This window comes from Arenimonas maotaiensis (assembly GCF_014638745.1).
Lineage (GTDB): Bacteria > Pseudomonadota > Gammaproteobacteria > Xanthomonadales > Xanthomonadaceae > Arenimonas > Arenimonas maotaiensis.
Window position 1 is genome coordinate 12,953 of sequence record NZ_BMFO01000006.1, and the last position, 22,180, is coordinate 35,132.

Here is a 22,180-nt window from a genome sequence, read left to right on the forward strand (position 1 = left end):
ATGCCGGGACGGCTTCCGCTGACCGCCCGTCTGGGCCTGTTCTTCACCGCCGTGGCGGTACTGGTGGTGCTCGGTCTCGGCTGGCTGTTCATCACGGCCGCCGATAGGCATTTCGCAGAGCTGGACCACGCTGCGCTGCAGGATAAGAAGCACCTTATCGAAGATCTGCTGTCCACAGCAGGATCGGTCGATGCAACCCGCCGACGCTTGGAAGACGCGCTAGGCCACCATCATGGACTGACCGTGTCGATTCTGACGCCCGACGGCGCTCCCCTGTTCCGCTCCAAGGGGTTTCCGGACCGGAACAGCATCAGAGACGCGGCGGGCCACGGCCACGCTGAACGTCCCGATAGCAGGTTGCGCGTAATGCGCTTCACGGCCGCCGCCGGCTACGCGCCGGATGCCGAACTGAACATCACGCTCGCCATGGATACGTCGCACCACGTGCAGTTCATCACCGAGCTGCGGCATAGTCTGTCCCTGTACGCAGTCGCCGCCACCCTGCTCAGCGGAATGCTCGGCCTTTTGGCGGCGCACCAGGGCCTTGCTCCGCTACGCGCCATGAAGGCGCGCGCCGCCGCGGTCAGCGGACAAAGGCTGGACGAGCGCATGCCGGTCGAGTCAGTACCGGTCGAAATGGCCGATCTGGCCGATGAGCTCAATCGGATGCTCGACCGACTGCAGCGGGATTTCCGGAAACTCCAGGACTTCTCGTCCGACCTAGCGCATGAGTTGCGGACGCCGATCGCAAACCTGCTAACCCAGACCCAGGTTACCCTTTCGGCCGAACGCGACACTTCGGACTACCGCGAGGTCCTGGCATCCAACGTCGAGGAGCTGCAGCGCCTTGCCCGGATGGTGTCTGACATGCTGTTCCTTGCAAAGACCGAACACGGCGTCGAACTTCCCAGCAAAGAACGGTTCTGGGCCATGCCGGAGGTGCTGGCACTGTTCGATTTCTACGACGTGGTGGCCGAGGAGAAACGAATCGCGCTGGTCGCATCAGGCGATGGCGAAATCGACGGAGACCGCCTGATGTTCCGGCGCGCGGTAAGCAATCTGATGTCAAACGCCTTGCGGCACACGCCCGATGGCGGACGGGTTTCGGTCCAAGTCACGGCATCGCCGGATTCTACGGAGATCGTGGTCGAAAACACCGGACAGGGAGTCGACCCCAAGGTTCTGCCCCGTCTGTTCGATCGGTTTTTCCGCGCCGATCCGTCCCGGGCACACGCCGAAGCGGATGGCTCCGGACTCGGGCTATCCATCACCAAAGCCATCGTCGAGAGCCATGGCGGCAGTGTGACCGTTGAGTCTGACAATGGAAAAACGCTGTTCCTTATGTCCTTTCCAATGCTGGACAAAAGCCGCCCTTAGTGGTGACGACAAACCCTGCAGCAGCGAGCACATGGGGGCATATTTGGGGGCATATTTTGATTAAAATTCAAAGAGTATGCACATTTATAGTGTTTCAGAGCTTTGTTTGATAGCACCCATAGCCACCAGACGAAAAACCCGCCTTCCGGCGGGTTTTTTGTCATTTCACGACCGGCAACAGCGCCTTGCCGAACCACTCGCGCAACATGCGGCGCTCGTAGTAGAACGCCGTACCGGAGCTGGCGAGTTTGGGACCGTTGAGGTAGCTCATGTCCTTCACCGTCACGCCCTGCTGACCCGCCACCTGCCGGCCGGCGGCGTCGAGCACACGGTAATCGAACGACAGCTGCGGAAAGTACACGTCTTTCAGGATGCGGATTTCGCGGTAATCGCGCAGATAGACCGGATCCACTTCGCCGGCCAAATCGATGTCGGTGAAGTCGATTTCCAGCCGATAGCCCTTCGGCAACTGCTCCGACAACTCGCCGAGTTCGGCGTTGAAGGCTTTTTCGACGCCCTTGCTGAAGCTCTTCTGTGCGGCATCGCCGGAGTCGATGTCGGTGAACGCCTCGGGATTGCGCCAAGTCATCACGGCCTCGCCGGCATGCGCGGCCGGAACGGCGACAAGGACGGCCAAAAAAAGCATACGGGACATGCGGACTGCGTGGTTCATGATCAATCTCCTGGGTGCGCGCGGACGGATTCCATCAAACCGAATCCTACGCCGGGATTTCCAGATTGGGTGAAAATCCGTTCAGTTTCAATACTCTTGCTTCATTTTCGGTTCAGCCGGGCGCGGCCAGAATACTGCCATCTCCCGCAACGGCCAGAACCGCCGTTCACCCCCAGGCACCGGCCCCTTGGCCCATAGTGCCCTGAAAACCCGGCCATTCCCGCGCAGCCCGCCTGTCGCCGGCCTCCCCCCTTATGAAAAATTCCATGTAAGCCCAAGGAGCGAATCGTGATCGATTTACCCCCCGCTGAAGTGCGTTGTCTTGAAGCCGCCATCCACCATGAAGCCAAGGGCGAAAGCCTGGCCGGCAAGCTGATGGTCGGCAATGTGGTGCTGAACCGCGCCGCCGCGCCGCAATACCCCAAATCCGTGTGCGCCGTGGTCAAGCAGCGCAAGCAGTTCTCTTGGTACAAAGGCAACGACGCCGTGCTGGACGCCCCGGTCAGCCGGGAAACCAAGGTCGCCGCACGCAAGGCCATGGCCGCCAAACGCGACAACGTGCTGTTCTTCCATGCCACCTATGTGGCGCCGAAATGGTCGCAACGGCTGAAACCGCGCTTCACCATCGGCAACCACATCTTTTACGCACTGAACCACTGACAAAAAGCCCCGCAGCGCGGGGCTCTTTTCATGGCGGGGACGTCAGACGCCGCCAGTCGACAGGCGTATTCGCGTTGGCCAGCACCGCCGAATCGCGCACAGGCAGAGTACGGCTGCCCAGCTTTCGATGCAAGGCACGCACCGAACGGTCGTCGCCTGCCAACAGCGTCTCCGCCGCCGCTGCGAGCGCCACGGCATCCGGGAAGAAGGCCGGCAACGGATAGCCGTCGAAATACGCCGCCTGCGCCGCCTGCGCGAGTTCCGCCAGCGCCTCGGCGCTCATCAAGGGCATATCCACCGGCAACACCAGCACCGCACCCCGCCACACCGTGCCCGCTGCGAGCAAACCGGCGAGCGGACCGGCATCCGACCGGGCATCGGCGATGCAATCGAATCCGGCATACGCGCCGCTGACCACCACGCGCACGCAAAGCGGCTCCAACAGCCGCACTTGGTGCTGCAGCAACGTGCCGCCGCCGAAGGCGAGCAAGGCCTTGTCGCGGCCCATGCGGCGCGAACGGCCGCCGGCCAGCACCACGCCGAGCAGTTCAGTCGGCGCCATCGATCGGATAAACCGCCAGCACGCTACCGGTCGGCAGATGCGCGGCATCCGGCGGCAACAGCGCCCAGACATCGGCCTGCACGAACGGCTGGATCCGGAACGACTCCTGATCCGGCAAGAGCTGCACGCGCAGCACACCGTCGTCATCGGCGAGCGCGGCGCGTTGCAGCAGCGTCCAGTCCGGCTTCTTGTCGAGCGCCTGCATGAGCACGGCATGGCGCGGGCGCTCGGGCGGCCGGCCCTGCATCGCGCGCAGCGCGGTCTGCACGAAGAATCGCAGGCCGCAGGCGCTGGACATCGGATTGCCCGGCAAACCGAACAGCAGCGCCCCGGACGGCAGTAGCGCGAACAGGGTCGGCTTGCCCGGGCGCATCGCCAGCTTGTGGAACACGGTCTCGGCCCGCATCGATTGCAGCGCGGCCGGCACGAAATCGTGCACACCCATCGACACCGCGCCGGTACTGACGATCACGTGCGCGCCGGCGGCCTCGGCCGCGCGCACTGCGTCGGTGTAGGCCTCGAGGGCATCAGGCACGGCCCGGTACAGCACGACCTCGGCGCCCATCGCCGCGAGCGCGGCGCACAGATACGGACCGTTGGCGTTGCGGATGTGGCCGTCGCGCGGCGCTTCGTGCTCGGCCAGCAGTTCCGAACCGGTGCACAGCACGGCGGCCTTCGGCACGGCGCGCACGACGACTACACCGATGCCCAATGCCGCCAGCAACAGCAGATGCTTCGGCGCCAGCCGCGTACCGGCGACCAATACCGCCTGACCGGCCTGTACGTCCTGCCCGGCGCGGCGGATGTTGGCATCCGGCGCCACCGTTTCGGCAAGACGGATACGCAGGCCGCCGGGCGCATCCCAGGCGCCGTCCAGCTGCACGCGCTCGATCGGCACGACCGCCACCGCACCGAGCGGCAAGCGGGCACCGGTCATGATCTGGCAGGCACCGCCATCCATCACCCCGTGGCCGTCGCCGGCGAATTGCCGGCGCGATACCGGAATCGGCGTGTCCGGCGGAAAGGCCAGATGCGCAGGGCCGAGCGCGAAACCGTCCATCGCGGCATTGTCGAAACCCGGCAGGTCTTCCGGCGCGACGACGTCCTCGGCCAGCACGCGGCCGAGGGCCTGCGCGGCGGCGACGGTTTCGACCGGCAACATCGGCGCATGGGCGCGCACGGCGGCAAGGGCCTCGCGAAAGGAAATCACCCGGTTCTCCATGGCAGGCGGGGGTTCAGTGCGCTAATGCTATGCTATCGCCGTGATCTTGAGGAGCCGCCGCATGGAAATCTACAAAAAATTCCACATCGAAGCCGCCCACCGGCTGCCGAACGTGCCGGAAGGCCACAAATGCGCGCGTCTGCACGGGCACTCGTTCCTGGTCGAGCTGTCGGTCGAAGGCACGCCCTGCCCGCAGAGCGGCTGGATCATGGATTTCAGCGACATCAAGGCCGCCTTCCAGCCGATTTACGAGCGGCTCGACCACCACTACCTGAACGATGTGCCCGGCTTGGACAACCCGACCAGCGAGAATCTGGCGCGCTGGATCTGGCACGCGCTGAAACCGGCCCTGCCGGCGCTCAGCGAAGTGCACGTGCAGGAAACCTGCACCTCCGGCTGCCGCTACCGCGGCGAGTGAGTCACGCCGGCGCGTGCGGCAAGCGCCCGAGACAGGGCGTGCGCAGCGATCGCCGCAGGGCCTCGAAATAACGGCCATCGGTGTCGAAACCGGGCGCCACGGCATTGCCCAGCCAACCGATCAGCCGGCAGCCATCGGCCAACACCGCGCGTTCGGTCAAGCGCGCGTGGTTGATGCAGCCCAAACGCAAGCCGACCACCAGCACGACCGGAACATCCAGCGCGCGCACCAGATCGGCCTGATCGAGCGTGTCGCTCAACGGCGCCAGCCAACCGCCGACGCCCTCGACCAGCACGGTGTCGGCATCGGCCGACAGCCGCCGATAGGCGGCGGTGATGGCCGGCAGGGTGATTTCCGCACCGGTTTCGGCGGCGGCCAATTGCGGCGCGGTCGGCGTCGGCAAGGCGTACGGATTGACGTCGGCATAGGCAGCCGTCGAACCGGCGGCGGTCATCAGCGCCAGCGCGTCCTCGTTGCACCAGGCGCCGTCGACCAGCTCGCAGCCGCTGGCCACCGGCTTCATGCCCTGCACGCGCCGGCCGACGGCACGCAGGGCGCGCAGCAGCGCGGCGGTGCTGTGGGTCTTGCCGATTTCGGTGTCGGTGCCGGTTACGAACAGGCCGCCCGACGGCAGGGATTTCACATCGATGGATTCCATAATGGCCTAAAATACCGTACGCAAGAGGAAACCGCCATGTTCACCGCCAGTCCGCTTTCCGGCGACAAAGCCGAGCAATACCAACAACTCATCGCCCAGTGCCAGGCCCTGCTGCACGGCGAACGCCACCGCGTGGCCAACGCCGCCAACCTGAGCGCGCTACTGTTCAACAGCCTGCCCGACATCAACTGGCTGGGCTTCTATTTCATGCAAGACGGCGAGCTGGTGGTCGGTCCGTTCCAGGGCCTGCCGGCCTGCGTGCGCATCGCGCTCGGCAAGGGCGTCTGCGGTACCGCCGCGGCCAGCCGCGAAACCCAATTGGTGCCGGACGTGCATGCCTTCCCCGGCCACATCGCCTGCGATTCGGCCTCGCAATCGGAACTGGTGGTGCCGTTGATCAAGGACGGCGAAGTCATCGGCGTGCTCGACATCGACAGCCCGGTGCTGGACCGCTTCGACGCCGTCGACCAGGCCGCGTTCGAACGCATCGCCGGGCTGTTCTGCGCCGGCAGCGATTGACTCCGGTTCAGCGCACCACGGCGTAATCGCGCGCGTCTTCGCGCCAGCGCGGCGTGGCCGCGATTTCCGGCAGCACCGACTCCACCGCATCGACCAGCGACCACATCGCGATGTGCTCGGCGTTCATGAACTTCTCGTCGATGACCTGGCGCATGAAGGTCTGTAGCGCGGTGTAGTAGCCGCGCGTGTTGAGCAACACGATCGGGTTGAAATAGATGCCGAGGCGCTTGAGCGTGATGGCTTCGAACAGCTCTTCCAAGGTGCCGCAGCCGCCGGGCAGAGCCACCACCGCGTCGGAATCGGTCAGCAGGCGGTGCTTGCGTTCGCGCATGTCCTCCACCAGCTGCAGTTCGGTCAGGCCCGGATGGCCCCACTCCAGGTCGGCCATGAACTTGGGCAGGATGCCGATGACCTCGCCGCCGTGCTTCAATGCGCCGTCGGCGACCGCGCCCATCAGGCCGGTGGAACCGCCGCCGTACACCAGACTGTGGCCGGCCTGCGCGATACGCTCGCCGAGCGCATGTGCCGCGGTCAGGAATTCGGGATGGATTTGCGCGCTGGAAGCGGCGTAGACGCAGATGCGCATGGCGGGAATCCTGTTATGCGGAGCCGTCATTATGCCGCGGAAGCGCCCGCGAGATAAGGGCCGCCGCCAACAACAAGCCGGCCGAGACCCACAAGCAGGCCGTCAAGCCATGCGCTTGGTAGACCCAACCGGACAGCACGGTGCCCAGCAGTCGGCCCAAGGCATTGGCCATGTAGTAGAAGCCGACGTCCAAGGACGCGCCGTCCTCGCGCGCATAGCCGAGGATGAGATAGCTGTGCAGGGTGGAGTTGACCGCGAACAAGACGCCGAACAGCGCCAATCCGGCCACCACCACCGGCGCAGGCGCGATGCCGCGCGCGAGCAGCACGGCCATCAGCGCCGGCACCGCCGCCAAGGGCAAAGCCCAGCGCAGGGCAGTGCGGCCGTCGGGCACCGGCGCGCCTTGCCGGCCGGTAATCGAGGGCGCCAGCGACTGCACGATGCCGTAGCCGATCACCCACAAGGCGAGGAAGCCACCGACCTGCCAATGGCTCCAGCCCAACTGCGTACCGAGGAACACCGGCAGCGCGACCACGAACCAGACATCGCGGGCGCCGAACAGGAACAGACGCGCGGCCGACAGGATATTGACGGCGCGGCTGCCCGACAGCAGCTCGGTGAACTTCGGCGTGGACTTGGCTTTGCCGAAATCACGGCGCAGCAGCACCAGGCTGGCGAGCCAGACCAGCAACAGGGCGCCGGCCATGGCCGCGACCGCGCCGGAAAAACCGAGCAGGCTCAGCAACAGGCCGCCGAGGAAAAAGCCGACGCCTTTGAGCGCGTTCTTGGAGCCGGTCAGCAGCGCCACCCAGCGGTACAGCCGCTCCTGCGCATGGCCGGCGCCCAGGAACTTCAGGCCGCTCTTGGCGCTCATCTTGTTCAGGTCCTTGGCGACGCCGGACATGGCCTGCGCCGCCATCACCCATGGCACGGTGAGCAGCGCCGCCGGCACCAGCAGCATGACCAGCGCCAGCACCTGCAGCAGCAGGCCGGCGTTCATGGTGCGGTTCAGGCCCCAGCGCGCGCCCAGCCAACCGCCGAACAGGTTGGTGACCACGCCGAACGCTTCGTAGAACAGGAACAGCAGCGCGATCTGCAGCGGACTGTAGCCGAGCGCGTGGAAGTGCAGCACTACCAGCATGCGCAGCGCGCCATCGGTCAGGGTGAACGCCCAGTAGTTGGCGGTCACCGTCAGGTATTGCTTTACCTCGGCGTCGAGCGCGCGCAAGGACATGTCAGGCCGCGCGGTCCATGCGGCCGACCTTCAAGGCCAGTTCCAGCGTGCGGTTGGCGTAGCCCCATTCGTTGTCGTACCAGGCGTAGATCTTCACATGACTGCCATCGACCACCAAGGTCGACAGGCCGTCGACGATGCTCGAGCGCGGATCGGTGCGGTAATCGCTCGATACCAGCGGCCGCATCTCGAAACCGAGGATGTCCTTGAGCGGGCCGTCGGCGGCGGCTTTCAACAAACCGTTCACTTCCTCGACCGTGGTGGCGCGCGCGGTTTCGAACACGCAATCGGTCAGTGAGGCGTTGGCCAGCGGCACGCGCACGGCGTGGCCGTCGAGCCTGCCCTTCAGCTCCGGAAAGATGTGCGTGATGGCGGTGGCCGAACCGGTGGTGGTGGGAATCAGGTTCAGGCCGCTGGCACGCGCCCGGCGCAGGTCCTTGTGCGGGGTGTCGAGGATGGACTGGGTGTTGGTCAGGTCGTGGATGGTGGTGATCGAGCCGCGCACGATGCCGAGCGATTCGTGGATCACCTTCACCACCGGCGCCAGGCAATTGGTGGTGCAGGACGCGGCGGTGACGATGCGGTGCGTGGCCGGATCATAGGCGCCGTCGTTGACGCCCATCACCACGTTCAGCACGCCGGCCTCCTTGACCGGCGCGGTGACCACCACGCGCTTCACGCCCTGCGCCAGATAAGCCTCCAGCACGGATTTGGTTTTCATTTTCCCCGACGCTTCGATCACCACATCGCAGTCCGACCAGTCGGTATCGGCGATGGCTTTGTTGCCGCTGAGCGCGGTACGCTGGCCGTCCACCACGAGCGCATCGTCTTCTGCCAGCGCCTCGCGCTGCCAGCGGCCATGCACGGAATCGAAGTTCAGCAGGTGCGCCAAGGTGGCGGCATCGCCGGCCGGGTCGTTGATGCGCACGATGCGGATATCCGGATGGCCGGCGGCGGCGCGCATGACCAGGCGGCCGATGCGGCCGAATCCGTTGATGCCGATACGAATTCCCATAAAAAAGATCCTCTGAAAATGAAATCCATAGTAGTTCGCGAATATGACAGGCCCATGACGCCCGGACGAATGGGAGATCGAATTATTTGCGCGACATCCGACCGCTCAGCTGCGTGCCGGGAGACACGGTATTGAACACCGTCCCATACTTCTTCACGTTCTCGTGCAGCAATTCGAGCCTATGGTCGCTTTCGTCGGTATCGACCAGAATCTCGTAGGAAACCGACTCCAGCAACGGCGGCGCGTCCTGGCGGACGCCATGAATGCGAACCTCTATTCCGCGCAGGCGGAAACCGAGTATCGGCGTGACCCGCTCGATACCCTTGATCATGCAGGCCGACAGCGCCGCCAGAAGCAGCTCGGCGGGATTGAACGCATCGCGCCGCCCGGCAAGGTCGGTATCGAGCAATATCTCGGCATCCTTGCAGTAAGACCGGCTACCGTGACCGTCAATGCGCACCGAGCGGACATCGAACGTCATTTTTGCGGATTTCTGTTCCATCGGTTCTCTCCCGTTCATGCGGATTCGGAAAACAAATGTCGGGTTCGGTTGGAAATGTGGACCAAGGACAACATCACCGGCACCTCGACCAAGACCCCGACCACGGTCGCCAATGCCGCTCCGGAATCCAGCCCGAACAATGTGATGGCCACGGCGACGGCCAGTTCGAAGAAGTTCGAGGTTCCGATCAAACAGGCCGGCGCGGCGATTTCAAACGGCAGCTTCAGACGGCGTGCGGCCAGGAATGTGACGGCGAAGATGCCGTAGGACTGGATGACAAGCGGCACGGCGATCAGCGCGATGATGAACGGTTTATCCAGGATCGCCGTGGCTTGGAAAGCGAACAGCAGGACCACGGTGGCCAACAGCCCGGCAGTCGAATAGGGTTTCAGCCGCGCGACGAAACGATCCATCCCCGGATGGCCGGCGCGCGACAAAATCCAGGAGCGCGTGAGCACGCCCGAAACCAGCGGCAGCATGACATATAGCACGGTCGACAGCAGGAGCGTCGCCCACGGCACTTCGATGTCGCCGACACCGAGCAGAAGCGCCGCAATCGGCGCGAACGCGAACACCATGATGATGTCGTTAAGCGACACCTGAACCAGGGTGTAGTTGAGATCGCCCTTCACCAACTGACTCCAGACGAACACCATCGCGGTGCAGGGCGCCACGCCAAGCAGAATCATGCCCGCGATGTATTCCGAAGCCGATGCCGGATCGACCAGACCGGCGAACACGTACTTGAAGAACAGTACGCCTAACGCAGCCATGCTGAACGGCTTCACCAGCCAGTTGACCGCAAGCGTCAGCCACAATCCATTCGGATTTTTCCTGACTTGCGTCAGGCTGGAAAACTCGATCTGCACCATCATCGGATAGATCATGAACCAGATCAGGGCGGCCACTGCGAAATTTACATGCGCATGTTCGAATTCGGCGATGGCCGAAAACAAATCCGGCGCCGCCTTGCCCAACACCACACCCGCCACAATGGCCAACGCGACCCAAAGGCTGAGATAACGCTCGAATACTCCCATCATTTCGACCTTATGGCGCATTTGGCGGGATCTGTGGAGACCGCTCGATCGATGCAGATCTTTTCGCGGGCGGCAGCCGTCGCAGGGAGGCAATCCGCGCCTTGACAGCAGTCCTCAACCAGATACGCCACCAGCGCATCTACGGCCATGAAATCCACGGCGTAATGGATGTAGCGACTTTCCTGACGGCTACGGAGCAGACTTGCTCGGCTCAGGTTGGCCAGATGGAATGAAAGTGTGGCCGGTGCCAGTTGCAGGCGCTCGGCAATCAACCCGGCGCTCAGGCCATCCGGCCCGGCCTGCACCAACAGGCGAAAAATCGCCAAGCGGGATGCATTGCCAAGGGCTGAAAGCTGGGTAACCGCATCATTCATTTCCATATTTCCATAATAATGGAAATAAAATACAACCTCAAGACCAGCAGACCTATCCAGTCAAGACGCTCATTTGTCAGCGGGAGCCAGCCGCTCGAGCTGAAGCGCGATCCGACGCCGGTTTTCCGCCTCGATATGGGCCGGAATCGGCACTTCCCCTTTGTTCTCGTGCGGAAACGCCGCATCCGGAATCGGCTCGCCGAGGAAGCCGCACAGCGCCTGCCAGCCGTCGTCGGCGTCCCACGACACCTCCAACAGCAGATGCCGGGCGCCGCGCCGCTCGAAGAACTCGACGACCTCGCGGTTGTGTTGTTCGTAGAGGCGCAGATGATGCGCCTCCGCGCCATGCGGATAATCGTAACCATACGCCAAGCGCCGGCAATTCCGGTCCGGATTCGTCCGCAACGCGTGGCGCTTCAGGCTGTCGAGCCAACGGCCGGCGTCCCGGCGCCGCGTCAGCACATACCGCGCACGGTCGCCGAAGCGCTCGAAGATCTCGCGGTACATCAGCGGATACGGCCAATCCTCGCAGTAGCCGCAGTCTTCGATCGCGTCCAGCACCGGCTCGATCTGCCCGCGTCGGTATGCGGCCAGCAGGTCCGGCCGACAGGACAGCGGCCGCTGATAACCTAGGATCGCGAGGCAACGGGCCAAGGTGGTGGTGCCGGTCTTGTTCAGACCGAGGCCGATGACTTTACCCGCCTTCATGCGCCCGTCCGGACGGTCAGCCGCGTGGCTGGCTACGCCGGCGCATCACTCCACCGTCACCGACTTGGCCAGGTTGCGCGGCTTGTCGACGTCGGTGCCCTTGGCCAGCGCGGCGTGGTAGGCCAGGATCTGCACCGGAATGGCGTGCACCACCGGGCTGAGCAGGCCGACATGGCGCGGCGTGCGGATCACGTGCACGCCTTCGGATTCGCTGAAGTGGCTGTCGGCGTCGGCGAACACGAACATCTCGCCGCCGCGCGCGCGCACTTCCTGGATGTTGGATTTCACCTTCTCCAGCAACGCGTCGTTCGGCGCGATCACCACCACCGGCATGGCTTCGTCGACCAGCGCCAGCGGGCCGTGCTTGAGCTCGCCGGCCGGATAGGCCTCTGCGTGGATATAGGAGATCTCCTTGAGCTTGAGCGCGCCTTCCAGCGCGATCGGGTAATGCAGGCCGCGGCCGAGGAACAGTGCGTGCTGCTTGGGCGCGAACAGATTGGCCCAGGCGGTGACCTGCGGCTCCAGGTTCAGCGCCGCCTGCACGCTGCCTGGCAGCAGACGCAGGTCCTGCAGCATGGCGGCTTCCTTCTCGGTGTCCAGGCGGCCGTTGAGCTTGGCCAGGGTGCCGGTCAGCGCGAACAGGGCGATCAGCTGGGTGGTGAACGCTTTGGTGGACGCCACGCCGATCTCGGCGCCGGCGCGGGTGTAGAACACCATGCGGCTGGCGCGCGGAATGGCGCTTTCCGGCACGTTGCAGATCGACAGGGTCTTGTCCTGGCCGAGCGACTTGGCGTACTTCAGCGCCTCCATGGTGTCCAGCGTCTCGCCGGACTGCGAGATGGTGACGATCAGCTGCTTGGGGTCGGCCACGGCGTCGCGGTAGCGGTATTCGCTGGCGATCTCGACGCTGCACGGCAGGCCGGCGATGGCCTCGACCCAGTAACGCGCGGTCAGACCGGCATAGTAGCTGGTGCCGCAGGCCAGGATCTGCACCGAACGCACGTCGGCCAACAGACCGGCGGCGTCGGGGCCGAACAGGGCCGGCGAGAAGCCGTCGATCATCACCGGCTCGATGGTGTCGGCCAGGGCCCGCGGCTGCTCGTGGATCTCCTTCTGCATGAAATGGCTGTACGGTCCGAGCTCCATCGAGGCCAGCGAGACGTCGGAACGGTGCACGGCGCGTTCGACCTCGGCGCCGTCGGCGTCGTACACCTGCACGCCGGCCAGCGACACGTCGGCGACATCGCCCTCCTCCAGGAAGATCACGTCACGGGTGGCCGACAGCACGGCCGAGACGTCGGAGGCGATGAAGTTCTCGCCGCCGCCCAGGCCGACCAGCAACGGACAGCCCATGCGCGCCGCGATCAGCCGGCCGGGTTCGGCCTTGTGGATGACGGCGATGGCGTAGGCGCCTTCCAGTTCCTTGACCGCGCGTTGGGTGGCGGACAGCAGGTCGTGGCTGTCGTCGTAATAATGGCGGATCAGGTGCGCGATGACCTCGGTGTCGGTCTGCGATTCGAACCGGTAGCCCAGGCCGCGCAGGCGTTCGCGCTGGGCTTCGTGGTTCTCGATGATGCCGTTGTGCACCAGAGCCAGCTCGCCGGAGCTGATGTGCGGGTGCGCGTTGCTCTCGGTGACGCCGCCGTGCGTGGCCCAGCGGGTGTGGCCGATGCCGACGTGGCCGGTCAGCGACTCGGCCGCGGCCGCGGCTTCCATTTCGGCCACGCGGCCGGTGCGGCGCACGCGCCGGATTTCGTCCGCGAGCACGGCGATGCCGGCCGAGTCGTAGCCCCGGTATTCGAGGCGCTTCAGGCCGTCGACCAGGAAATGCACCACATCACGCTGCGCCACGGCGCCGACGATACCGCACATAGAAGATCCTTTCCGTTAATCCGTTTTCTTGACCGGCCGCTGCCAGCCGCTCAGGGTGAGTTGTTTGCCGCGCGCCACCGTCAGCGCGTCGGCCGGGGCGTCCTTGGTGATGACCGAACCGGCGCCGATGGTGGCGCCGGCGCCGATGCGCAGCGGCGCGACCAGCGAGGAGTTGGAGCCGATGAAGGCGCCGTCGCCGATCTCGGTCGTCGATTTGTTGACGCCGTCGTAGTTGCAGGTGATGGTGCCGGCGCCGACGTTGACCTTGGCGCCGAGCACGGCGTCGCCCAGGTAGCTCAGGTGGTTGGCTTTCGAACCCTTGCCCAGGCGCGCTTTCTTGGCTTCCACGAAATTGCCGATATGCACGCCCTCGGCCAGTTCGGTGCCCGGCCGCAGACGCGCGAACGGGCCGAGCGTGCAGCCGGCTCCGGCGGCGACGCCGTCCATGTCGCAATGCGCGTGCACCACCGTGCCGGCGCCGAGCTCGACGTCCTTCAGCCGGCAGAACGGACCGATGCGCACGCCGTCATGCAGCACCACGCGGCCCTCCAGCACCACGTCGACGTCGATTTCGACATCCGTGCCGACGCTGACCGTACCGCGCACATCCAGCCGCGCCGGATCGGCCAGACGCACGCCCTCGCGCATCAGCGCCTCGGCCTGGCGGCGCTGGAAGCGGCGCTCGAGCGCGGCCAGTTGCAGCGGGTCGTTGGCGCCGTCGGCTTCGCCCCGGCTCAGGCAGCCGGCGGCCATCGCCGGCCGGCCTTCGGCCGCGGCCATGGCGAAGATGTCGGTCAGGTAATACTCGCCCTGGGCATTGTCGTTGCCCAGCCCGGCCAACCAGCGGCGCAGGTCGGCGGCGGCGGCGCAGACCACGCCGGTGTTGATGCGCGTCACCGCGCGCTGGGCCTCGTCGGCGTCCTTCTGTTCAACGATGGCCTGTACGCGGCCGGCGGCATCGGTCAGCACGCGGCCGTAGCCGGTCGGATCGTCGAGAGTTTCGGTCAGCACCGCGGTGCCCTCGCCGGCGGCCGCCAACAGGTGGTGCAGGGTCGCTTCGGTGATCAACGGCACGTCGGCGTACAGCACCAGCACCCGGGCATCATCCGGAACGCCGGGCATGGCCTGCTGCACGGCATGGCCGGTGCCGAACTGCTGCGCCTGTTCGGCCCAGTGCAGATCCGCCTGGTCGGCGAATTCGGCGCGCACTTGCGCGCCACCGTGGCCGTACACCACGTGGATGCCGGCGGCGCCCAAGCCTCGGGCGCGCTCGATGACATGACCGAGCATCGGCCGGCCGGCGATGCGCTGCAACACCTTCGGGCGCGTGGACTTCATCCGCTTGCCTTCGCCGGCGGCCAGGATCACGACGTGTAGGGGTTTGCTCATGCGGTCTCCGTTTCCGGATTATTATGCCCGAGCGGCCGGCGGCTGGATACCCGAAAAAGTCCGACAAAAAAGCCGGCTTGCGCCGGCTTTTCGGTATCAGTGCTTGAGGTTCTTGCGGAGCCGCTCCAGCGCCTGCAGCTGCGCCATGGCCTCGGCCAGTCTGGCCTGGGCCTCGGCGATCTCCATCGCCTCGGAGCGGTTGGCCAGCACGCGTTCGGCCTCTTCCTTGGCCAGCTTGGCCTTGGCTTCGTCCAGATCGGCGGCGCGCACGGCGGTGTCGGCCAGCACCGAGACCAGCTGCGGCTGGACCTCGAGGATGCCGCCGGACACGTAGAACTCCTGGTTCTCGCCGTTTTCCAGCGTCACCCGGACGTAGCCGGGCTTGATGCGGGTGATCAGCGGGGCGTGCTGCGGCGCGATGCCGAGCTCGCCCATCTCACCGGTGACCACCACCATCCGCACCGAGCCGCTGAACAGCTCGTTTTCGGCACTGACGATGTCACAACGAATGCTAGTCATGTCTGCTCCGGGATCAGGCGGCGGCGCTCAGTTTCTTGGCTTTCTCGATGGCTTCGTCGATGCCGCCGACCATGTAGAAGGCCTGTTCCGGCAGGTCGTCGCACTCGCCGTCGCAGATCATCTTGAAGCCGCGGATGGTTTCCTTCAGGCTGACGTACTTGCCCGGCGAACCGGTGAACACTTCCGCCACGTGGAACGGCTGCGAGAAGAAGCGCTCGATCTTGCGGGCGCGCGACACGGCCTGCTTGTCTTCTTCCGACAGTTCGTCCATGCCCAGGATGGCGATGATGTCCTTCAGTTCCTTGTACTTCTGCAGGGTGGCCTGCACGCGGCGGGCGGTCTCGTAGTGCTCGGTGCCGATCACGTTCGGGTCCAGCTGGCGCGAGGTCGAGTCCAGCGGGTCGACCGCCGGGTAGATACCGAGCGAGGCGATGTTGCGCGACAGCACCACGGTGGCGTCCAAGTGGGCGAAGGTGGTGGCCGGCGACGGGTCGGTCAGGTCGTCCGCGGGCACGTACACGGCCTGGATCGAGGTGATCGAGCCGGTCTTGGTCGAGGTGATGCGCTCCTGCAGGACGCCCATTTCCTCGGCCAGGGTCGGCTGGTAGCCCACCGCCGACGGCATGCGGCCCAGCAGCGCGGACACTTCGGTGCCGGCCAGGGTGTAGCGGTAGATGTTGTCGACGAACAGCAGCACGTCGCGGCCCTTGCCGGTGGCCGGATCCTTGTCGTCGCGGAAGTATTCGGCCATGGTCAGGCCGGTCAGCGCCACGCGCAGGCGGTTGCCCGGCGGCTCGTTCATCTGGCCGTACACCATCGCCACTTTGTCGAGGACGTTGGAGTCCTTCATCTCGTGGTAGAAGTCGTTGCCTTCGCGGGTGCGTTCGCCCACGCCGGCGAACACCGACAGGCCCGAGTGCTGCTTGGCGATGTTGTTGATCAGTTCCATCATGTTCACGGTCTTGCCGACGCCGGCGCCGCCGAACAGGCCGACCTTGCCGCCCTTGGCGAACGGGCACATCAGGTCGATCACCTTGATGCCGGTCTCCAGCAGTTCGTTGGCCGAGCTCTGCTCTTCGTACGACGGGGCCGCGCGGTGGATTTCCCAATGGTCGGACGCCTGCACCGGACCGGCTTCGTCGATCGGGGTGCCGAGCACGTCCATGATGCGACCCAGAGTGCCGGTGCCGACCGGCACCGCGATGGCGCGGCCGGTGTTGGTGGCGACCAGATTGCGCTTCAGGCCGTCGGTCGAACCGAGCGCGATGCAGCGCACCACGCCGTCGCCCAGCTGCTGCTGGACTTCCAGGGTGATCTCGGTGTTGTCGACCTTCAAGGCGTCGTACACCTTGGGCACTTCGTTGCGGTTGAACTCGACGTCGACCACAGCGCCGATGATTTGGACGATCTTGCCTTGGCTCATAGGGTTATCCTCAAAAAGTCAAATCTGTCATTCGTGAATGGGGTGCGATCAGACCGCCGCGGCGCCGCCGACGATCTCGGAGATTTCCTGGGTGATCGCGGCCTGGCGGGCCTTGTTGTAGATCAGGTTCAGGGTGCCGATCAGCTTGGTGGCGTTGTCGGAGGCCGACTTCATCGCGACCATGCGGGCGGCGTGTTCGGACGCCAGGTTCTCGAGCACGGCCTGGTACACCAGCGACTCGATGTAGCGGGTGATGACGTGGTCGAGCACGCCGTGCGCGTCCGGTTCGTAGATGTAATCCCAGCTGTGCTTGGCGTCCAGCGTCTGGCTGGCCGGCAGCGGCAGCAATTGGTCCTGCACCGGCTTCTGGCTCATGGTGTTGATGAAGTCGTTGTAGCACAGGAACACGCGGTCCAAGTTGCCGGCCTCGAAGCCGTCCAGCATGACCTTGATCACGCCGATCAGCTGCTCGACCTGCGGCTGTTCGCCCAGATGGGTGACCGAGCCGAGCATGTTGACCTTCAGGCGGCGGAAGAAGGTGGACGCCTTCTGGCCGACGCAGACGATGTCGATCTCGACGCCCTTGCCCTGCCATTCGCGCATGTCGGCCAGGATGCGGCGGAACATCTGCGAGTTCAGGCCGCCGCACAGGCCGCGGTCGGTGGAGATCACGACATAGCCGATGCGCTTGATCTCGGCGCGCTCGGCCATGAACGGATGCACGTAGTCGGTGTTCGCCTTGGCCACGTGACCGACGATCTGACGCATCATGCGCGCGTACGGGCGCGATGCCTTCATGCGGTCCTGTGCCTTGCGGATTTTAGAGGCTGAGACCATCTCCAGCGCGCGCGTCACCTTGCGGGTGTTCTGCACGCTCTTGATCTTGGTCTTGATTTCGCGTCCGCCTGCCATGTCTTTCTCGCTATCGCTAAGGGGTTACGGGCGCCCGGAGGCGCCCGGATGCATCACCAGCTGCCGGTGGTCTTGAACTCGGAGACGATCTGCTTGAACTTCGCCTCGATGTCCTTGTCCCAGGCGCCGGTGGCCACGATGTTCTTCTCCAGCTCGCCGTAGTTGTTGGCCAGGTGCGCGTGCAGGCCGGCTTCGAACGCCAGAATCTGGGCCAGCGGCACGTCGTCCAGGTAGCCTTCGTTGGCGGCGTAGATCGACAGCGCCATCTGCGCGATCGACATCGGCGCGTACTGCTTCTGCTTCATCAGCTCGGTCACGCGTTGGCCGCGCTCCAGCTGCTTGCGGGTGGCTTCGTCGAGGTCCGAGGCGAACTGCGCGAACGCCGCCAGCTCACGGTACTGGGCCAGCGAGATGCGGATGCCGCCCGACAGCTTCTTCATGATGTTGGTCTGCGCGGCGCCGCCGACGCGGGACACCGAGATGCCGGCGTTCACGGCCGGACGGATGCCGGCGTTGAACAGGTCGGTTTCCAGGAAGATCTGGCCGTCGGTGATCGAGATCACGTTGGTCGGCACGAACGCCGAGACGTCGCCGGCCTGGGTTTCGATGATCGGCAGCGCGGTCAGCGAGCCGGTCTTGCCCTTGACGGCGCCGTTGGTGAACTTCTCGACGTACTCTTCGTTGACGCGGGCGGCGCGTTCCAGCAGGCGCGAGTGCAGATAGAACACGTCGCCAGGATAGGCTTCGCGGCCCGGCGGACGGCGCAGCAGCAGCGAGATCTGGCGATAGGCCACGGCCTGCTTGGACAGGTCGTCGTACACGATCAGCGCGTCTTCGCCGCGGTCGCGGAAGTATTCGCCCATGGTGCAGCCGGAGTAGGCCGAGATGTACTGCATGGCGGCCGATTCGGACGCGGTGGCGGCGACCACGATGGTGTGGGCCAGCGCGCCGTTTTCTTCCAGGCGGCGCACGACGTTGGCGATCGAGGAGGCCTTCTGGCCGATCGCGACGTAGATGCACTTAACGCCGGTGCCCTTCTGGTTGATGATGGCGTCGATGGCCAGGGCGGTCTTGCCGGTCTGGCGGTCGCCGATCACCAGCTCGCGCTGGCCGCGGCCGACCGGAATCATGGCGTCGACCGACTTGTAACCGGTCTGCACCGGCTGCGACACCGACTTGCGCCAGATCACGCCCGGAGCCACTTTCTCCACCGGCGCGGTCAGCGAGGCGTTGATCGGGCCCTTGCCGTCGATCGGCTCGCCCAGCGCGTTGACCACGCGGCCCAGCAGTTCGGGACCGACCGGCACTTCCAGGATGCGGCCGGTGGTCTTGGCCACGTTGCCTTCCAGCAGGTGCTCGTAGTCGCCCAGCACCACGGCGCCGACCGAGTCGCGCTCCAGGTTCAGCGCGAGCGCGTAGGTGCTGTTCGGCAGCTCGATCATTTCACCCTGCATCACGTCGGCCAGACCGTGGATGCGCACGATGCCGTCGGACACGGAGGTCACGGTGCCTTCGTTGCGGGCTTCGGAGGCGAGGCTGACCTTTTCGATGCGGCTCTTGATCAGTTCACTGATTTCGGACGGATTGAGCGTCTTCATGGGAATTCCTAGTATCTGGGTTGAACCAGAGGTTGAATGAAATTAATGGGCGAGGCTTGCGTTCAGGCGGGCCAGCTTGCTGCGCAGCGAACCGTCGATGACCACGTCGCCGGCGTCGATCACGGCGCCGCCGATCAGCCCGGCATCGACCGCGGTCTGCACCGCGACCTCGCGTCCGAAGCGCTTCTTCAGCGCCTGCACGATGTTCTGCAGTTCGGCGTCCGAGAGTTCGGTGGCGGAGGTGATGGTGGCTTTGACCACCCGCTCGCTCTCGGCGCGCAACTGTTCGAACAAGGCCGACACTTCCGGCAAAAGGGCCAGGCGGCCGTTCTCGGCCAGCGTGGCCAGGAACGGGCCGAACGCGGCCGGTGCGGCCGGATGCGTCAGCAGCTCCTGCAGCGTGCCGGCGGCGACGCGCGGATCGCCGAACAGGGCCTGTACGGCCGGTTCGGCGGCGGCGCGGGCCGAGAAGCCGAGCGCTTCCGAGAACGCCGGGAACTGGCCGGACTCTTTCGCGATCAGGAACAGGGCGCGGGCGTAGGGACGGGCGAGAGTGATGGCTTGGCTCATGGTCGTCGGGCCTTAGATCTCGGCAGCCAGCTCGTCCAGCAAGGCCTTGTGGGCGTTGCCGTCGATTTCGCGGCGGATCAGCTTCTCGGCACCGGCCACGGCCAGGGCGGACACCTGCTTGCGCAGGTCTTCGCGGGCCTTGGCGGCCGACTGCTCGATCTCGGCCTGGGCGGCGGCTTTCAGGCGGTTGCCTTCGGCCAACGCTTCGTCCTTGGCGGCATCGATGATCTGGGCCTTGCGGGCTTCGGCCTGGGCGATGATCTCGTTGGCCTTGGCGCGGGCTTCGCGCAGCACTTCATTGACCTTCTCTTCGGCCGAGGCCAGGTCTTTCTTGCTGCGGTCGGCGGCGGCGAGGCCTTCGGCGATCTTGGCCTGACGCTCCTCGATTGCGGCCAGAAGCGGCGGCCAGATCTTGGTCGCGATGATCCAGATCAAACCGGCGAACGCCAGCGCCTGGGCTAAAAGGGTAAGACCGATATTCATTTCAATACGCTCTGAAAAGTTCAGGTTTAGGCACGGAGTGCCCGTATCGTCCGGACGCGGACCGGCGCACCGGTCCGCGGATCAGGCATCAGGCGGCGGGAACGAACGCGGTGGCCAGCGGGTTGGTGAAGGCCAGCAGCAGGGCGATAGCGACGGTGATGATGAACGCAGCGTCGATCAGGCCGGCGGTGATGAACATGCGGACCTGCAGCACCGGAATCAGTTCCGGTTGACGGGCGGCCGACTCCAGGAACTTGCCGGCCATCAGGGCCAGGCCGAGACCGGCGCCGAGCGCGGCCAGACCGATCATGATGCCGATGGCCAGGGCGGTGCTGGATTGGACTTGGGCGAGTTGAACGAGGGTTTCCATGGTTATCTCCAGATTGAAATCAAGAACGGTTGAAAGGAAAAGTGGAACGGAAAATCAAAAATCAGTGGCTGTCTTCCGACAGACTCAGGTACACGATCGACAGCATCATGAAAATGAAGGCCTGCAACGGAATCACCAGCAGGTGGAACAGCATCCAGCCCAGGCCGAACACGCCGCCGGCCAGCATGCCGAACACGCTGGCGCCGCCGAGCACCCAGATCAGCAGGAACACGATCTCGCCGCCGAACATGTTGCCGAACAGTCGCATCGCCAGGGATACCGGCTTGCTGACCCATTCGACGATGTTCAGGATGAGGTTGAACGGCAGCATCCACTTGCCGAACGGCGCGGTCAGGAATTCATGGGTGAAGCCGCCCAGACCCTTGCTGCGCAGGGCGAAGAAGATCATCAGGAAGAACACGCTGATCGACAGGCCGAGGGTGGCGTTGACGTCCGCGGTCGGCACCGGTTTCCAGTAATGCACGCCGACCAGCTCCAGCGGTTTGGCGATGAAGTCGGCCGGAATCATCTTCAGCATGTTCATCATCAGGATCCAGAAGAACAGGGTGATCGCGATCGGGGTGACCAACTTGCTCGGGCCGTGATAAGTATCGCGCGCCTGCTTGTCGACGAACTCCAGGCAGATCTCGACGAAGGCCTGCCATTTGCCCGGCACGCCGGACGTGGCCTTGCGGGTGGCCAGCCAGAACGCGAACACGATCAACAGACCCATCAGCACCGAGGTCACGATGGTGTCGACGTGCAGCGTCCAGAAGCCGCCGTCCTGGACCTGCACGGTGAGGTTCTTCAGGTGGTGCTGGATGTAATTGGTGGGGGTAAGGGCTTGTTCGGACGCCATGGCTTAATTCCACTCAAATCAAATTCGGTTAACGTTTCATTGCTACCAGGAACTGCGCCAAGAGGCCGACCACGAGCCCGATCAGGACATACAGCGGCGCCAGCTTCAACGACAGGGTTCCGAGCAACAAAACCGCGATTACCACAAACCACTTCAACAGCATGCCGGCGATCAGCCTCAGCAACGCGCTTTCGGCCGACTGCGCACGCCCGGTGAAGGTCACCCGGGCCGCCGTCCACGATGACACGAGGATGGCTACGCCGCCCAACAGCACGGCTGCCGCCGCACGCCCGCCGACCGGCAGGAAACACGCCGCCAGCACACCGACCACCGCGACCTGGACCGCAACGGTCCTGAGCGCGAGTTGTTGTCCGGCCGTTGTAGTGTTCCGCACGTTCCAGACCCCGGGCGCCGGTTGCGGGCAAAAGCGCCCAGAAGCCGCGGTATTGTACCAACAGAAGGCGGTTTTTGCCATCGAAAATTGCGTGATTTTCCGCCGTTTGCGCGATTGGGCGCAATAAAAAACCCCAGCCTTTTGGGGCTGGGGTTTTGGGGTAAAGACCCTGGCGATGACCTACTCTTGCATGTATGCACACACTACCATCGGCGCAGTTGCGTTTCACTTCCGAGTTCGGGA

The 22,180-nt window shown here is 64.9% G+C and carries 26 protein-coding genes and 1 rRNA gene; 4 read left to right on the top strand and 23 right to left on the bottom strand.

Annotation, left to right across the window (positions count from 1 at the left end; genetic code table 11):
* Complete coding sequence (locus tag IEV56_RS10185) at window positions 1-1,377, top strand: heavy metal sensor histidine kinase (RefSeq protein ID WP_188450261.1); 1,377 nt, start codon at window positions 1-3, stop codon at window positions 1,375-1,377.
* A gap of 160 nt (window positions 1,378-1,537) precedes the next feature.
* On the opposite strand, the gene IEV56_RS10190 is transcribed toward IEV56_RS10185, so the two are convergent.
* Window positions 1,538-2,032: a DUF3016 domain-containing protein gene (locus IEV56_RS10190; protein WP_188450262.1), complete on the bottom strand. Its 495-nt coding sequence runs from the start codon at window positions 2,030-2,032 to the stop codon at window positions 1,538-1,540.
* Between the two features lie 306 nt (window positions 2,033-2,338).
* Between IEV56_RS10190 and IEV56_RS10195 the strand changes: the two genes are divergently transcribed.
* Window positions 2,339-2,710, top strand: a complete 372-nt coding sequence (locus IEV56_RS10195) for a cell wall hydrolase (RefSeq protein WP_188450263.1) — start codon at window positions 2,339-2,341, stop codon at window positions 2,708-2,710.
* A gap of 28 nt (window positions 2,711-2,738) precedes the next feature.
* Here IEV56_RS10195 and mobA read toward each other — a convergent pair whose 3' ends face one another.
* On the bottom strand, window positions 2,739-3,272 hold the full coding sequence (gene mobA, locus IEV56_RS10200) for a molybdenum cofactor guanylyltransferase (RefSeq protein WP_188450264.1): 534 nt from the start codon (window positions 3,270-3,272) through the stop codon (window positions 2,739-2,741).
* Window positions 3,259-4,482, bottom strand: a complete 1,224-nt coding sequence (locus IEV56_RS10205) for a molybdopterin molybdotransferase MoeA (protein WP_188450265.1) — start codon at window positions 4,480-4,482, stop codon at window positions 3,259-3,261. The genes mobA and IEV56_RS10205 overlap by 14 nt, the downstream gene beginning before the upstream one ends.
* 73 nt (window positions 4,483-4,555) lie before the next feature.
* On the opposite strand from IEV56_RS10205, the gene queD reads away from it, so the two are divergent.
* Window positions 4,556-4,912: a 6-carboxytetrahydropterin synthase QueD gene (gene queD / locus IEV56_RS10210; RefSeq protein ID WP_188450266.1), complete on the top strand. Its 357-nt coding sequence runs from the start codon at window positions 4,556-4,558 to the stop codon at window positions 4,910-4,912.
* 1 nt (window position 4,913) lies between these two features.
* Here queD and bioD read toward each other — a convergent pair whose 3' ends face one another.
* On the bottom strand, window positions 4,914-5,546 hold the full coding sequence (gene bioD, locus IEV56_RS10215) for a dethiobiotin synthase (protein ID WP_425488580.1): 633 nt from the start codon (window positions 5,544-5,546) through the stop codon (window positions 4,914-4,916).
* A gap of 60 nt (window positions 5,547-5,606) precedes the next feature.
* On the opposite strand from bioD, the gene IEV56_RS10220 reads away from it, so the two are divergent.
* Window positions 5,607-6,089, top strand: coding sequence for a GAF domain-containing protein (locus IEV56_RS10220; protein ID WP_188450268.1), 483 nt, complete (start codon window positions 5,607-5,609; stop codon window positions 6,087-6,089).
* Between the two features lie 7 nt (window positions 6,090-6,096).
* On the opposite strand, the gene IEV56_RS10225 is transcribed toward IEV56_RS10220, so the two are convergent.
* From IEV56_RS10225 to rrf, 19 genes are all read right to left on the bottom strand, one after another.
* Entirely contained in the window at window positions 6,097-6,675 is a 579-nt protein-coding gene (locus IEV56_RS10225) for an LOG family protein (protein WP_188450269.1), read from the bottom strand.
* 13 nt (window positions 6,676-6,688) lie between these two features.
* A complete protein-coding gene (gene arsJ, locus IEV56_RS10230) occupies window positions 6,689-7,909 on the bottom strand; it encodes an organoarsenical effux MFS transporter ArsJ (RefSeq protein ID WP_188450270.1) in 1,221 nt (406 codons plus the stop codon).
* A 1-nt stretch (window position 7,910) separates the two neighbouring features.
* A complete protein-coding gene (locus tag IEV56_RS10235; protein ID WP_188450271.1) occupies window positions 7,911-8,924 on the bottom strand; it encodes an ArsJ-associated glyceraldehyde-3-phosphate dehydrogenase in 1,014 nt (337 codons plus the stop codon).
* An 82-nt stretch (window positions 8,925-9,006) separates the two neighbouring features.
* Complete coding sequence (locus IEV56_RS10240; RefSeq protein WP_188450272.1) at window positions 9,007-9,426, bottom strand: OsmC family protein; 420 nt, start codon at window positions 9,424-9,426, stop codon at window positions 9,007-9,009.
* 14 nt (window positions 9,427-9,440) lie between these two features.
* A complete protein-coding gene (arsB, locus tag IEV56_RS10245) occupies window positions 9,441-10,487 on the bottom strand; it encodes an ACR3 family arsenite efflux transporter (RefSeq protein WP_229730251.1) in 1,047 nt (348 codons plus the stop codon).
* Window positions 10,466-10,840, bottom strand: a complete 375-nt coding sequence (locus tag IEV56_RS10250; protein ID WP_308419401.1) for an ArsR/SmtB family transcription factor — start codon at window positions 10,838-10,840, stop codon at window positions 10,466-10,468. The genes arsB and IEV56_RS10250 overlap by 22 nt, the downstream gene beginning before the upstream one ends.
* 69 nt (window positions 10,841-10,909) lie before the next feature.
* A complete protein-coding gene (locus IEV56_RS10255; RefSeq protein ID WP_188450274.1) occupies window positions 10,910-11,548 on the bottom strand; it encodes a sulfotransferase family protein in 639 nt (212 codons plus the stop codon).
* Between the two features lie 45 nt (window positions 11,549-11,593).
* A complete protein-coding gene (glmS, locus tag IEV56_RS10260) occupies window positions 11,594-13,420 on the bottom strand; it encodes a glutamine--fructose-6-phosphate transaminase (isomerizing) (RefSeq protein ID WP_188450275.1) in 1,827 nt (608 codons plus the stop codon).
* 15 nt (window positions 13,421-13,435) lie between these two features.
* Window positions 13,436-14,809: a bifunctional UDP-N-acetylglucosamine diphosphorylase/glucosamine-1-phosphate N-acetyltransferase GlmU gene (gene glmU / locus IEV56_RS10265; RefSeq protein ID WP_188450276.1), complete on the bottom strand. Its 1,374-nt coding sequence runs from the start codon at window positions 14,807-14,809 to the stop codon at window positions 13,436-13,438.
* Window positions 14,810-14,905: 96 nt separating this feature from the next.
* Entirely contained in the window at window positions 14,906-15,328 is a 423-nt protein-coding gene (locus tag IEV56_RS10270; protein ID WP_188450277.1) for a F0F1 ATP synthase subunit epsilon, read from the bottom strand.
* Window positions 15,329-15,341: 13 nt separating this feature from the next.
* Complete coding sequence (atpD, locus tag IEV56_RS10275) at window positions 15,342-16,751, bottom strand: F0F1 ATP synthase subunit beta (RefSeq protein ID WP_188450278.1); 1,410 nt, start codon at window positions 16,749-16,751, stop codon at window positions 15,342-15,344.
* A 48-nt stretch (window positions 16,752-16,799) separates the two neighbouring features.
* Window positions 16,800-17,663 carry a F0F1 ATP synthase subunit gamma gene (gene atpG, locus IEV56_RS10280; protein ID WP_188450279.1) on the bottom strand — a complete coding sequence of 288 codons (864 nt, stop codon included), beginning with the start codon at window positions 17,661-17,663 and terminating at the stop codon, window positions 16,800-16,802.
* Window positions 17,664-17,716: 53 nt separating this feature from the next.
* Window positions 17,717-19,261, bottom strand: coding sequence for a F0F1 ATP synthase subunit alpha (gene atpA, locus IEV56_RS10285; RefSeq protein WP_188450280.1), 1,545 nt, complete (start codon window positions 19,259-19,261; stop codon window positions 17,717-17,719).
* A gap of 42 nt (window positions 19,262-19,303) precedes the next feature.
* The gene (locus IEV56_RS10290) at window positions 19,304-19,831 is read right to left on the bottom strand and encodes a F0F1 ATP synthase subunit delta (RefSeq protein ID WP_188450281.1); all 528 of its coding nucleotides are present in this window, start codon (window positions 19,829-19,831) and stop codon (window positions 19,304-19,306) included.
* A gap of 12 nt (window positions 19,832-19,843) precedes the next feature.
* Window positions 19,844-20,314 (bottom strand): F0F1 ATP synthase subunit B, encoded by a 471-nt coding sequence (locus IEV56_RS10295; protein ID WP_188450282.1) that lies wholly within the window; start codon window positions 20,312-20,314, stop codon window positions 19,844-19,846.
* An 88-nt stretch (window positions 20,315-20,402) separates the two neighbouring features.
* Window positions 20,403-20,684: a F0F1 ATP synthase subunit C gene (atpE, locus tag IEV56_RS10300; protein WP_188450283.1), complete on the bottom strand. Its 282-nt coding sequence runs from the start codon at window positions 20,682-20,684 to the stop codon at window positions 20,403-20,405.
* Window positions 20,685-20,745: 61 nt separating this feature from the next.
* Complete coding sequence (atpB, locus tag IEV56_RS10305) at window positions 20,746-21,543, bottom strand: F0F1 ATP synthase subunit A (RefSeq protein WP_188450284.1); 798 nt, start codon at window positions 21,541-21,543, stop codon at window positions 20,746-20,748.
* Window positions 21,544-21,571: 28 nt separating this feature from the next.
* Window positions 21,572-22,018, bottom strand: coding sequence for an ATP synthase subunit I (locus IEV56_RS10310; protein WP_188450285.1), 447 nt, complete (start codon window positions 22,016-22,018; stop codon window positions 21,572-21,574).
* 86 nt (window positions 22,019-22,104) lie between these two features.
* Window positions 22,105-22,180 (bottom strand): 5S ribosomal RNA (gene rrf, locus IEV56_RS10710); the annotation flags it as partial.

Bases quoted from the DNA above. Each gene is read 5' to 3' on its own strand.
- IEV56_RS10185 (WP_188450261.1), top strand. From the start codon at position 1: ATGCCGGGACGGCTTCCGCTGACCGCCCGTCTGGGCCTGTTCTTCACC.
- IEV56_RS10190 (WP_188450262.1), bottom strand. From the start codon at position 2,032: ATGTCCCGTATGCTTTTTTTGGCCGTCCTTGTCGCCGTTCCGGCCGCG.
- mobA (WP_188450264.1), bottom strand. From the start codon at position 3,272: ATGGCGCCGACTGAACTGCTCGGCGTGGTGCTGGCCGGCGGCCGTTCG.
- queD (WP_188450266.1), top strand. From the start codon at position 4,556: ATGGAAATCTACAAAAAATTCCACATCGAAGCCGCCCACCGGCTGCCG.
- IEV56_RS10220 (WP_188450268.1), top strand. From the start codon at position 5,607: ATGTTCACCGCCAGTCCGCTTTCCGGCGACAAAGCCGAGCAATACCAA.
- IEV56_RS10225 (WP_188450269.1), bottom strand. From the start codon at position 6,675: ATGCGCATCTGCGTCTACGCCGCTTCCAGCGCGCAAATCCATCCCGAA.
- arsJ (WP_188450270.1), bottom strand. From the start codon at position 7,909: ATGTCCTTGCGCGCGCTCGACGCCGAGGTAAAGCAATACCTGACGGTG.
- IEV56_RS10235 (WP_188450271.1), bottom strand. From the start codon at position 8,924: ATGGGAATTCGTATCGGCATCAACGGATTCGGCCGCATCGGCCGCCTG.
- IEV56_RS10240 (WP_188450272.1), bottom strand. From the start codon at position 9,426: ATGGAACAGAAATCCGCAAAAATGACGTTCGATGTCCGCTCGGTGCGC.
- arsB (WP_229730251.1), bottom strand. From the start codon at position 10,487: ATGCGCCATAAGGTCGAAATGATGGGAGTATTCGAGCGTTATCTCAGC.
- IEV56_RS10250 (WP_308419401.1), bottom strand. From the start codon at position 10,840: ATGAATGATGCGGTTACCCAGCTTTCAGCCCTTGGCAATGCATCCCGC.
- IEV56_RS10255 (WP_188450274.1), bottom strand. From the start codon at position 11,548: ATGAAGGCGGGTAAAGTCATCGGCCTCGGTCTGAACAAGACCGGCACC.
- glmS (WP_188450275.1), bottom strand. From the start codon at position 13,420: ATGTGCGGTATCGTCGGCGCCGTGGCGCAGCGTGATGTGGTGCATTTC.
- glmU (WP_188450276.1), bottom strand. From the start codon at position 14,809: ATGAGCAAACCCCTACACGTCGTGATCCTGGCCGCCGGCGAAGGCAAG.
- IEV56_RS10270 (WP_188450277.1), bottom strand. From the start codon at position 15,328: ATGACTAGCATTCGTTGTGACATCGTCAGTGCCGAAAACGAGCTGTTC.
- atpD (WP_188450278.1), bottom strand. From the start codon at position 16,751: ATGAGCCAAGGCAAGATCGTCCAAATCATCGGCGCTGTGGTCGACGTC.
- atpG (WP_188450279.1), bottom strand. From the start codon at position 17,663: ATGGCAGGCGGACGCGAAATCAAGACCAAGATCAAGAGCGTGCAGAAC.
- atpA (WP_188450280.1), bottom strand. From the start codon at position 19,261: ATGAAGACGCTCAATCCGTCCGAAATCAGTGAACTGATCAAGAGCCGC.
- IEV56_RS10290 (WP_188450281.1), bottom strand. From the start codon at position 19,831: ATGAGCCAAGCCATCACTCTCGCCCGTCCCTACGCCCGCGCCCTGTTC.
- IEV56_RS10295 (WP_188450282.1), bottom strand. From the start codon at position 20,314: ATGAATATCGGTCTTACCCTTTTAGCCCAGGCGCTGGCGTTCGCCGGT.
- atpE (WP_188450283.1), bottom strand. From the start codon at position 20,684: ATGGAAACCCTCGTTCAACTCGCCCAAGTCCAATCCAGCACCGCCCTG.
- atpB (WP_188450284.1), bottom strand. From the start codon at position 21,543: ATGGCGTCCGAACAAGCCCTTACCCCCACCAATTACATCCAGCACCAC.
- IEV56_RS10310 (WP_188450285.1), bottom strand. From the start codon at position 22,018: ATGGCAAAAACCGCCTTCTGTTGGTACAATACCGCGGCTTCTGGGCGC.